Annotated in this window: 17 protein-coding genes and 2 pseudogenes; 18 read left to right on the plus strand and 1 reads right to left on the minus strand. The window is 36.4% G+C overall.

What is annotated here, in order from left to right; translation table 11 throughout:
* The 17 genes and pseudogenes from DW996_RS12720 to DW996_RS12795 form a co-directional block, all read left to right on the plus strand.
* Nucleotides 1–378 (plus strand): annotated as a pseudogene (locus DW996_RS12720) (H-NS histone family protein); the annotation flags it as partial.
* A gap of 81 nt (nt 379–459) precedes the next feature.
* Nucleotides 460–633, plus strand: coding sequence for a hypothetical protein (locus DW996_RS13105; protein ID WP_181968633.1), 174 nt, complete (start codon nt 460–462; stop codon nt 631–633).
* 327 nt (nt 634–960) lie between these two features.
* A complete protein-coding gene (locus tag DW996_RS12730; RefSeq protein ID WP_055288156.1) occupies nt 961–1506 on the plus strand; it encodes a hypothetical protein in 546 nt (181 codons plus the stop codon).
* 61 nt (nt 1507–1567) lie between these two features.
* On the plus strand, nt 1568–2506 hold the full coding sequence (locus DW996_RS12735) for a hypothetical protein (RefSeq protein WP_118536164.1): 939 nt from the start codon (nt 1568–1570) through the stop codon (nt 2504–2506).
* Between the two features lie 47 nt (nt 2507–2553).
* On the plus strand, nt 2554–3099 hold the full coding sequence (locus DW996_RS12740) for a hypothetical protein (protein WP_118536166.1): 546 nt from the start codon (nt 2554–2556) through the stop codon (nt 3097–3099).
* Nucleotides 3100–3148: 49 nt separating this feature from the next.
* Nucleotides 3149–3457 carry a DUF4885 family protein gene (locus tag DW996_RS12745; protein WP_243098781.1) on the plus strand — a complete coding sequence of 103 codons (309 nt, stop codon included), beginning with the start codon at nt 3149–3151 and terminating at the stop codon, nt 3455–3457.
* Between the two features lie 87 nt (nt 3458–3544).
* On the plus strand, nt 3545–4033 hold the full coding sequence (locus DW996_RS12750; protein ID WP_118536168.1) for a hypothetical protein: 489 nt from the start codon (nt 3545–3547) through the stop codon (nt 4031–4033).
* A 22-nt stretch (nt 4034–4055) separates the two neighbouring features.
* Complete coding sequence (locus DW996_RS12755; protein WP_118536170.1) at nt 4056–5009, plus strand: hypothetical protein; 954 nt, start codon at nt 4056–4058, stop codon at nt 5007–5009.
* Nucleotides 5010–5115: 106 nt separating this feature from the next.
* Nucleotides 5116–5547 (plus strand): hypothetical protein, encoded by a 432-nt coding sequence (locus DW996_RS12760; protein ID WP_147403565.1) that lies wholly within the window; start codon nt 5116–5118, stop codon nt 5545–5547.
* Between the two features lie 29 nt (nt 5548–5576).
* Nucleotides 5577–6263, plus strand: coding sequence for an H-NS histone family protein (locus DW996_RS12765; RefSeq protein ID WP_109258170.1), 687 nt, complete (start codon nt 5577–5579; stop codon nt 6261–6263).
* 235 nt (nt 6264–6498) lie between these two features.
* Complete coding sequence (locus tag DW996_RS12770) at nt 6499–7464, plus strand: hypothetical protein (RefSeq protein ID WP_109258171.1); 966 nt, start codon at nt 6499–6501, stop codon at nt 7462–7464.
* Nucleotides 7465–7616: 152 nt separating this feature from the next.
* A complete protein-coding gene (locus tag DW996_RS13510) occupies nt 7617–7781 on the plus strand; it encodes a hypothetical protein (RefSeq protein ID WP_243098782.1) in 165 nt (54 codons plus the stop codon).
* Nucleotides 7782–7837: 56 nt separating this feature from the next.
* Nucleotides 7838–8077 (plus strand): hypothetical protein, encoded by a 240-nt coding sequence (locus DW996_RS13515; RefSeq protein ID WP_243098783.1) that lies wholly within the window; start codon nt 7838–7840, stop codon nt 8075–8077.
* 49 nt (nt 8078–8126) lie between these two features.
* The gene (locus tag DW996_RS12780) at nt 8127–8537 is read left to right on the plus strand and encodes a hypothetical protein (protein WP_243098784.1); all 411 of its coding nucleotides are present in this window, start codon (nt 8127–8129) and stop codon (nt 8535–8537) included.
* A gap of 66 nt (nt 8538–8603) precedes the next feature.
* Complete coding sequence (locus DW996_RS12785) at nt 8604–9104, plus strand: hypothetical protein (protein WP_109258174.1); 501 nt, start codon at nt 8604–8606, stop codon at nt 9102–9104.
* Nucleotides 9105–9139: 35 nt separating this feature from the next.
* Nucleotides 9140–9568, plus strand: a complete 429-nt coding sequence (locus DW996_RS12790) for an HTH domain-containing protein (RefSeq protein WP_109258175.1) — start codon at nt 9140–9142, stop codon at nt 9566–9568.
* A 121-nt stretch (nt 9569–9689) separates the two neighbouring features.
* Nucleotides 9690–10316 carry a DUF3879 family protein gene (locus tag DW996_RS12795; protein ID WP_109258190.1) on the plus strand — a complete coding sequence of 209 codons (627 nt, stop codon included), beginning with the start codon at nt 9690–9692 and terminating at the stop codon, nt 10314–10316.
* 300 nt (nt 10317–10616) lie between these two features.
* On the opposite strand, the gene DW996_RS12800 is transcribed toward DW996_RS12795, so the two are convergent.
* Nucleotides 10617–10856: a DUF6061 family protein gene (locus tag DW996_RS12800; protein ID WP_109258176.1), complete on the minus strand. Its 240-nt coding sequence runs from the start codon at nt 10854–10856 to the stop codon at nt 10617–10619.
* Nucleotides 10857–11168: 312 nt separating this feature from the next.
* Here DW996_RS12800 and DW996_RS12805 point away from each other — a divergent pair.
* A pseudogene (locus DW996_RS12805) lies at nt 11169–11284 on the plus strand (Type 1 glutamine amidotransferase-like domain-containing protein); the annotation flags it as partial.

Genomic DNA, 11284 nt, shown 5'->3' on the forward strand with positions numbered 1-11284 from the left:
TGGGCATTAACGGATCCTAAATACACGGATTCAGAAACGGGAATTTCATGGTATATTAGAGACGGAAAATATCCGTATATGGTAGGTGAGGATGCAGAAAAGTTCCGAAAACTTTGTGAAGAATCCGGGGAGTTCCCTCTAAAGAAATTTGGGGAAATGACGGGATTAATACAGAAATTAGATGACAATACAGTAGCGTATGTGGGTGATAACGGAATTGCAGTTAAATCTAAAGATGGGAAAGAGATGTTTGTGGACACATCAGGCTTGTCATATGATATTCTTATGGATATGTTCAGAAATTTGCCTAGAAATGGGAATTTTTTCAGCAATAAGTATTGGTCAGATAATATACAGAAAGCACAGGCTCGGAGCTGATGATACGTTATATTGCAAGAGTGTGTATGCTTGGACTCCGATAGGAGAAAGCAGATTGGTTCTGATTGACAGAAGAATCATATGGTTTTAGGATTGATTTTTTCAATCATAGGATTTATGGAGCGCAAGGAAAATGACTTTGGGGTTGTAAACGAGTGTGATGATATGGGGCTGGGAGAACAAGTTATTTTATCCGATAAAAAAAGCAATATAACGATGCAATCAAGGCTTATGAGCATACCGGTAACGGTGTAAGCTGGTCGCAGTTTGAATGGAAAACTTACGATACACAGATGACAGTCACATTTGAGGATTCGGTGAAAGTTGAAAGCATTTCAAAAGGAATGAATGTGATAAATGGGTAGATGCAATGGTAAATAGGAGGGACATGGTCTGCCGAAAGCATTGGATGACCTATTAAATATTCGGGAGGGAATCTGACCTATCAGGATTACGCAAGCGATATCCGGGAAATTTTAGCATATAAACAGACGCAGCACAAAGATATTATGTCTGAGTTAAACGTACAGTTTTTCATGGCAGACGGTACAATTCAGATAAAATGATTGGAGGAACAGAAATATGAACATTGGTTCTGGTCTGGATACCGTATCTTCATTGTACGGTCAACAAAAAAGTAATTATATGAAAGCACCTGCATCTGCGGAAAAGACATTTTATACGGCTGAAACACCAAAGGTATACCAGATATTCACAACAGATAATATGTTGTGGACAGGAGGTAATGGTACAGGTCTTTCTTATTGCCTTAAATATGCGGATGATTCGACGGATGAAAATCCAGTGGTGTTAGCGAAAGGTGTGGATGAAAACGGGAAAGAGTTTGAGCAAAGAATTTATATCAATGATGTTAATCCATCAAATGCTACAGTAGTCGAAATGCGTGCATTGGAGGCACATTACAAAGTGGAAAAGCAGGGAGGTTTCACGTCTCTGCCGCTTGAAGCTGGTAATATGGGACTTAACGACAGAAGAGATTTTATTGCAATGTTCAAAAAAAGCATAGAAGATTTAAACAAATTGGGAAGGTTTGACTTATCGTTGCTTTGGACGAAAAGTATGGATACATATCTTAATTTGCCAAATGCAAATAGTAAGTACAAATAAGGCTTAGCTATTTGGACATAGAAGGAAAGAGAATTTAGAAAAAACGAAGGAGATTGAGACAATGCAGTCAATATCAAGTTATATTAATCCTAATACAAGAGGACTTACATCTAATTACAAAAATACAGCTATTAAAGATAAGGAAACCTATAATGAGGCGATGTCGCAGCACTTACTAAATCCGGTAGAAGATTTGGTTCAAGTGTTAAAAACACCTATAAAATTGGCGAAGAGTTCGTCACTTAGCAGACAGAATAATTCTGTTAATATTGCGGAAGGGCAAAGAATCCGTGTTAATGGAGGTCATGTGCTTACGGTTACGGCGCATGGAGTAGAGGTTTCTGGTGGAGATAATCCGTATGATACACAATCATATGTAAAAGCACAGAGAATGGCAGATGCATTGGCATCCATGCTGCGAAATGCAGGTGGGACAATGACTACTGTAGCACATTCAAAGGAGGAATATGCCCGGTATACAGAGGGAATTACGGATGTTATGTCTTATCTGGGTATAGACACTTCCAAAGATTTTACGGTCAATGGTATGAAATATAGCAAAAATAAAGATGGTTGGTATGAGTCAGAAGCGAACAGTGATGCGCAGGCGGCATATGAACAGTTAAAAGCGAATAACAGAACCTATCAGTTTGCAGACGAAAAAACCAAAAAACAGATTGCTTATATTAGTGATTATTACCTTCAAACAGTACCGGAGAGTGTAAAAGCGGCGTGGCAGGAAACATTAGAAGAAACGGGGGTTAATCCATTTCAGACTGATTTATCCAGTACATTAACGCAGCTATCTGTGGAGCAGGATTTTCAGACAGGTGGTAATGACAATATTTTTGGAGAAACGAAAGAAAGCTGTTTGGCAGCTATCAACAAAATATTGGAGAGAATAGAAAATCCATTGGCAGCAATGACAGAGGAAAGGGCAGCATATCTGCAACAGGAAAAAGAATTTTATACAGTGTTGGCATCTAAAATAGGAGAATAATTTTATGCATGATGCAAAAATGATATTGAAATTGGAGGAACAGAAGTATGTACGTTGGTTCTGATTTAAATACAGTATCTTCATGGTATGGTCAACAAAAAGGCAACAATAGGAAAGCCCCTGCATCTGCGGAAAAGACATTTTATACGGCAGAAACACCAAAGGTATATCAGATATTTACAACAGATAATATGTTGTGGACAGGAGGTAATGGTACAGGTCTTTCTTATTGTCTTAAATATGCGGATGATTCGACGGATGAAAATCCTGTGGTGTTAGCGAAAGGTGTGGATGAAAACGGGAAAGAGTTTGAGCAAAGAATTTATATCAATGATGTTAATCCATCAAATGCTACAGTAGTCGAAATGCGTGCATTGGAGGCACATTACAAAGTGGAAAAGCAGGGAGGTTTCACGTCTCTGCCGCTTGAAGCTGGTAATATGGGACTTAACGACAGAAGAGATTTTATCGCAATGTTCAAAAAAAGCATAGAAGATTTAAATAAATTGGGAAAGTTTGACTTATCGTTGCTTTGGACGAAAAGTATGGATACATATCTTAATTTGCCAAATGCAAATAGTAAGTATAAATAGTGCTTAGTCATTTGAACATAGGAAAAAAAGAGAACTTGGATTACATGAAGTGTATGAGACAACTGGATATGATGCACGCAATGCGACATATAAAAATGGTACTTTTATTGCAGAGGATGGTACAGATTTACTTGCATTGTTTAAGGAAAAATCTAAAAATGGTGCAGGGTATGAACTTTATTCTAAGAGATGGCTAGAATATGCTAAGAATGGCTGGAAGAAAGAAAATGATTTAGTGTTGAAAATAGGCTTTGACAGCAGTGGATTGTATGATATAGGGCAGGAAAAAGGATATGGAGCAGCACAGAATATGTGGATGAAAGGTGTTAGCCAAAGTATGTTTGAAGCTAGAGTGTGACCAATGGATGACAGAAAGTATGAACCGCTTTAAGAAGTGGTTGAATAAAATTTTTTATTAAAACTTCAAGCTGTTGGAGGTGGATTTATGGGAATCTCTTTTTCAAATATAGGAACAGTTGGAAAGGAACAGCTAATTACTTCTGGTAGTAATGGAGAACCAAACTGGTCTTATATTCCATCGAAAGTAAAAAGTACAAAAAAAGCGAATAACAGAACCTATCAGTTTGCAGACGAAAAAACCAAAAAGCAGATTGCTTATATGAGTGGTTATTACCTTCAGACAGTGCCGCAGAGTGTCAAGGCAGCATGGCAGGAAACATTGGAAGAAACTGGTTTTAATCCATTTCAGACGGATGTAACCAGTATATTAACGCAGCTATCGGTAGAGCAGGATTTTCTGACAGGTGGTGATGACAATATTTTTGGTGAAACGAAAGAAAGTTATTTAGCAGCTATCGACAAAGTATTGGAGAGAATAGAAAATCCGCTGGCAGCCGTTACAGATGAAAGGGCAGCATATCTGCAACAGGAAAAAGAATTTTATACCGTGTTGGCATCTAAAATAAGAGAATAAAATGTCGGGAGGAATTTAAAAAATGATTGGAAGTATAGGAGCGGAGAGCCGTTATTCAACAGGTTATAACAACCTAAAACCAAATCGGAACCAGAATAAGTGGGCTGACACTTTGGCTCAGACGGTGGATAAGGAGGATATTAGCAGTAGAGCGGATATCAATCGTGCTAAGAAAAGTACAGTGATGGATTCTTATCTGGCACTGTCAGGAAAAACGATAAATACTTTGAAACAGGAATATTCAGAGTACGAATCCGAAAATTATAGAATCGTACCCGATAATGAAGCTGAATGTTTTGATATATACAATAAAGACGGGGAGCGTTTGGGGGCATTTTCCTATTCTGATATAAAAATAAGACAGGATGAAACAACAGGAAAGCAGTTTTTGATTTCTGAGCATGGAACGATGAGTTACGATGCCCTGGTATTAGATGATGAATTAAAAGATGCATTGCAGAATGTAATGGATAAAGATTCGCTGGATGTGGAGACTTTGCAGGGATTTACATTAAATACACATTCAGGTACCGGCATCCAGTATTTAGTAAAAGACGGTGAAGAAGGCAGAGGTGGCAAGGTTCTTCTGCAAAATGAAGCGGATCGGAAGAGGTATGAAGAATTAGCGCAGATGTATTTTGACAAATACCCTAATTTAATTGAGAGCCGGGAAGAAGGTTTTATCTGGGCTGATTTAGAAATTAGGGGAATGGCAAAACGGACAGATCAGGGCATTATATCCATAGGAGCTGATGGAATGTCATACAGTGACAATGAAAATTATAAAAACAATTGGAGTGTCCGGTTTTCTGGTTCTATGTATGAAAAGCTGTATGAATGGCTTCAGAATAACAAGGATAGCATGGAGGAAATCCATAAATTTTCTACATGGCAAAAGGTTTTTGACGAAATTGGTGGAACGTATGAAAGAGTCTGGTCGAAAGAAGAACTGGATCAGGGATATTTGAATAATTGAAAGAGGTGATATTATGCTAAGTATCAATACTAATTCTGCATATACATACGGCTGTCAGACAGCAGCATATCGCAGACCGAATATTCAAAAGACATTTGCAGGGACTGTGAATCAACAACTGACACCGCCTAGCGTGATCCATATAGGAGAATTAGGGTTTGGTGCAGACAATTTGGGACGGCAGTATGCATTGAATTATGCAGAAGACTCAACGGACGAGAATCCGATTGTAATTGCAAAAGGAAACGATGAATACGGACAGCAGTTTGAAGAACGGATTTATATCAATGACATAGATTTAAATAATGCGTCTTATTTGGAAATGGCTGCGTTGGCAGCACATACAAAAACAGATAGCTGTGTTCCAACGGCACTTTCTTCAGGACATCATGATTATTTCCAAAAGGAAAATTATGTGGATGACTTCAATAAGTGTATCGCCGATTTGTATAAAACGGGGTCTTATGATGCCGCTTTATATGAGACAGGCATATTGAGAAAATATATGGATTACTTTAAGTCTATAATAAAAAATTAGATTATATTGCTGATGGAGGGATTATAAATATGGTAAATATGATAAATACCGCTGTAAATAACAATATTTATGCAGGAAGAAAATCTGGTTCAAAATATAACCAGTCACAGGCTTTTCAACAAAAGGAAGTGTTAGAGATACCGGATGTTGCAGCAGTTAACAAATATGCAAATGTTCAAGAAATCTATGAGGCATTAAAATATAACGTGTCATGTAGAATAGATGAACAGGGGCAGGATGAAATTGCTGAGAAAGAAATGCAAAATGATGAACCAGAAATAAGCAATGATTCCAGTGAAAAAATGACAGCATGGTATCAGGGTGTTCCTCTGAAAGAGTGGGCATTAACGGATCCTAAATACACGGATTCAGAAACGGGAATTTCATGGTATATTAGAGACGGAAAATATCCGTATATGGTAGGTGAGGATGCAGAAAAGTTCCGAAAACTTTGTGAAGAATCCGGGGAGTTCGCTCTAAAGAAATTTGCGGAAATGACGGGATCAATACAGAAATTAGATGACAATACAGTAGCGTATGTGGGTGATAATGGAATTGCAGTTAAGTCTAAAGATGGGAAAGAGATGTTTGTGGACACATCAGGCTTGTCATATGATATTGTTATGGATATGTTCAGAAATTTGCCTAGAAATGGGGATTTTTTCAGCAATAAGTATTGGTCAGATAATATACAGAAAGCACAGGCACGGAGCTGATAATACATTATATTGCAAGAGCGTGTATGATTTGCAGAGAATGTGAACCAACAATTGACACCGCCCAGCGTTATACATATAGGGGAATTAAGGTTTGGTGCAGACAATTTGGGATGGTAGTATGCGTTGAATTATGCGGATATCGAAAGCTGTAATAAGATAGATACAGCTTTCTGGTGTTCTAAGGATTATAATGGAGTATTCAATAAAACCCAAGTGATTGGGAGGGAGAATCATGAGAATAGAGAATGGTTACTTACAACAAAGTATGTTATGCAGTAAAAATAATAGAAATGTAGTAGGAAATTTTTCTGATGCAATAAATAAAGCCCAAGAGTGTATAAATAATAAGATTAGCACAAGGGATTCCTATGTAAACAGTACAGATTATAGTAACTTTGGAATTTATACACAAAATAGTATCTCTCAAGATATTGAATTACCAATAGAGACAGAAAGATATAAAATTGAAGATGCTACATATGTGAATGGAGTAGCAGCATATGAGATTGTAGATAAGCAGACAGGAAAAGATTTTTATATAAGAGAAGATCAATTAGCAATTCAAAGAGATGAGAAAACAGGAATGGAGTTCCTGATTAATATGGATCAGCCATTTTCGTATAATGTAACCATGACAAGTGAACTGAAAAATCTTTTGAATGATTTGTCTGACAAAAGAAATATTGATATAAAGGAAATACCGCTACAGGGGGGATTGGTAGTAAATCGTGATCCAAAGACAGGGTTAAATTATTTGTCGATAAAGGGAAATGAGGCACAAGGAGTTTCGGTAATCATAACATCCGATAAAGATATAGAGACGCTGAATAAATTAGCTGATGAATTTCAAAAATATCCGGTAAGTTCACAGCGGTCTACGGCAGGATTATATGCTTTACTTGAGATATCAGGAAATCTGAAACGCGAAAAAGATGGTTTTACATTTTTGACTCCTAATGGAGTTACATATATTCCGTATGATGGTGATTCCAGCAAAGCATGGGAAATTGATATGTCGGGTTCCTGTTATGCTACTGCCAGAAAATGTTTGGCGGCAGAAAATGATTGTGCAGACATAAGTACATGGACAAAAAATTTGAAAGGAATAAAGATATATTATGGGGATAATTATGGCACCACTCAGAAAAATAATGCATATAAAGTTGATGATTTAGGCAGATATTATATGTTTGCATAAGATATATATACAAGTATGAACAGACAATGAAGTGTATGAGACAAATGGATGACAGAAAGTATGAACTGCCTTATTGTAGGATTGATTTTTCAATCATAGGATTTATGGAGCGCAAGTAAAATAACTTTGGAGTTGCAAAGGAGTGTGATGATATGAAAAAAATGATAGGAATGATAACCTTGCTGCTTTTGATGATGGGGGTAGTCGGCTGCAACGGAGAAAAAGTTAATATTGACTTTCCTTTTGAAATTGGAGAAGTTGAAAATATCGAAATGTACACTATACGGGAGTACCTGTATCAGCGGAAAAGAAAGTAGTCGTTGCAGAAACTGACATAACAGACTTGTATGATAAGTTTGAGGACTTGTCATTGATGGAAAAGCAAGTTGAGGAGACAACAGGAGGAGATGTGACCAGTTTTCGATTTAACCTTTCAGATGGGACAAGCTACGAACTGATTTATGTCTGTAATGGAGTCAAGAACGGAAAACTGAAATCTTCCACGGGTAATTTTGAATACTTTACAAGATCAGATATTGGCTCATACTGGTCAAATATTGACCTTGAAGCAGTTTCGGTTGAAGAAAATGAATTGCCGAAACTGACCAATTAATTATTATTTAATGAAATTGACAAATCTAAATTGAATGAGGGCAAAGCAAATGGAGCAGATTATAAATTATAGAGACATACCTACAGATAAAAAACCTGGTATTTTAAACGCTCTTGAGCAAATAGGTTTTATTCCAGCATACGGTGGGGTGAAAACAATGCAACGAATTATGGAAAAATCGATTCCGGGTTCAGGACCTCAATTCTATTTTGTTTTTCGCGAAGATAAGTTGATAGGGTATAATTTTCTTATTGGTGACACTAAAAGATATAAAGCATTCCCATGGCTTGCTATTAGTAATGCAGATGAACAGAAAATGGTTGTTTGTGAAAAAATGATGGGAATGCAGGTTGCTTTTTTCAAAAAACTTGGAATGCAGGATATAGCAGACCATTGTGTTAGGCTTATGGAAGATTACAGAAAAGAAATTGGAAAACGAAAAGAAAGTGACAGCAGATAAATTCCAGCCTTGATTTCCATAATACAGTGATATAATGCAATTCAAATAAAAAAGGGGTATTGATATATGCAGATTAGTTCCAACTATTCTATGAATGGTGTGCCATACGAAAACAGGCGCAGACAGGATAATATTCCTCAATTTAGTACAGAACGTGCTGAACAGGAAAATGAGAGTATAAATCCATATATGTCAGATGTAGATTTTGACGAAAAAGCATTTGATATGATTGGTCCGAATGCTCCGCAAGAGGTAAAGGACGCATGGATGGAAGCAGCGAAGGAAGTAAATGCGAATGGTATGGGAATAAAGAAAAACGGAATGTTGAGCCATATATCACAGATGATGGTACAAAGGTTGAATAAGCAGATGAAGGGTGAGGGCGATGTGGATAACATCGACATTTTGGGAAACACAACAGAATCTGCAATTCAGGCAACGAAACAGGCTTTATATCATTTAGACCATCCACTGGAATATGTTCCGAAAAGCATAGAGGTTCAGCAAGCCTGTATGAAAGAAAGAGAATTTTATGTTGCGTTTCTGGAAAGATTGGAAAAGTTATAATTGCCCGGAGCACAAAAGGGAGATTAGGCGTAAATATGATAAAAACAAAAAATATTTCAGAAATGTTAACTTCTTTAATTGAGGAGTATCGTTTTAATAAAAATACTCTTTCAAAATATTTAGAAATAACTGAAGAAACAGTAGATGGAGTAGCAAAGGGAAATGTGGAATGTTTGCCAGATGATCCTGCATTGCGTCTTAAAATACTTAGTAAAGCAGGATTTCTGTATTTTGGAGCGATTGAAGATAAGGATAGGCAACTAAGCAGTTTTTTGGAAGTGCTTGTTTCCTATCATGGCATATCCAAGCTAACGATAGCAAAAATGGCTGGTGTTGAGGAAAAAGATATTGACAGGCTTTTAGCCAATCCACCAGAAAAAGTTGAAATCGAAGTTAAATATAAAATTGCTGTGACTGTTATGGAACTGCGATACTTATTAAAAGATTGTGAACCACCTGTATAATTGGGAGGGCACTTAACGGTGAAACTTATTTCTTGGAGATTTATGACGATATATACTATATAGCATTAAGTTAATTTTAAACGGATTTTGAATGTATTTACAGGGAGGTTTTTATATGTCGATGAATGTTAGTGGATTAGGCAATACTTATAATGGCATCAATACAAATAGCAAACAATATAAGGCTTTGAAAGAAAAAGGCTGGTTATCTGGTGTTATGCAAAATGAAGCCATGATGTCACCAGAAGAAAGAATGATATATGAAACATTCGGAGGAAGAGATACCATTATTAAGAATCTGATGAAGCAATTTGATTCGGATGGTGATTTGCTAAATGCAAATGGGGTGGCAGGAATGGATGTTACCGGCAAGGGTACATCGTGGCAGCAACTCACGAGTGTATCTGAGGAATATCGTCAAAAGATGTTTGATAATGTGAAGAGGGAATTTATTCAGGAAAACGGTATTTCAAATGGTGATACAACTAAGCGTTCAGATATTTTCAAAGATTATCAGTTAAGTGTAAGCAAAGACAAACGTTTAAGTGGCACATGGACTTTAGAGCAATACGAAGGACAGTATAGAGCTGCTATGTATGCAGCAGTGAAATCAGCTAATCCAAATTGGAAACCGGGACAAAAGTTTGATACAAGCATTCTTGATAATGTCACAAGAGAATCAGTGGAATCTACTCTTGTCAAAAATGGTAATAGGTTAGTTCGCAATTCTATTGATGTATCAGTATAAAATTAGGAGATTTAGATAATAACACAAGGGAAGAAGTTGAAAACTTTTCAAAACTTCTGGTAACTATTTGAAATACATATCAATAGATACGATAATATAAATTATGTTTGTATTTGTTGATAATATCGGAAAAATTGTAAATTTATTTTCTATGTGAATTTTCATTTTGTAGGGCTGGCATTAGACCAGCCCTTGATTTCATTATAATAGATAAAAAGATATTGAATATATATGCACGGTAAAATGACTATTCTCAATAAATGATATTGAAAAAAGTAACCTCAGTGTTGTTGAAAAAAATCACCATAGTTCTAACGAATCTTCTGCATCTACCCACATCTGCATCGTTCCATCAAGATACAATCTTACATATTCAAGTGGCTCATCAATGGCAAGTGCGTTCAATGCACAGTCTGATCCGGGTGTGGTTTTTAAATCCTTTTCAGCTTCCCAACAGTCAATGCGGAGCATATAACCAGCAGAAGTATAAATATCAATGCTGTTTCTATGTGGATTGTATTCTGCAAATATTGTTCTCATCGTATAGAATCTCCTTATCATTCAATCAGTCATTTGTTACAAAAATCAGAAGCATTTCAATCAGTTCACCATGTCACTTTTATTTTGTGTTATACTGTTTTATAGATTTTTCTTGCCCTTGTATTTGCCCTTATCAGAGTTCGTAAACACTGACGGGACGATATAACACAAGGGAAACAATAAGGGAAAGCTCACCTGCGATAAATCCAGTGTTTTCAAGGGTTTGCGGAGAACTTAATAACAAGATATAACAGTTATTAAATCTCTTAAAACAGGTGAAATCTCAATCGGAATTTATAAAGGAGAATATTGATGAAATTATTTTTATGTTCGCACTTTTCAAGTGTAGGAAGTCTGATAAAGGAAGAAATTGAAAATAAGAAAGTCGCATTTATTCCAACAGCTTCACTGCGTGAAGGCTACACCGG

The organism is Roseburia sp. AM51-8, assembly GCF_003478275.1.
Taxonomy (GTDB): domain Bacteria; phylum Bacillota; class Clostridia; order Lachnospirales; family Lachnospiraceae; genus Pararoseburia; species Pararoseburia lenta.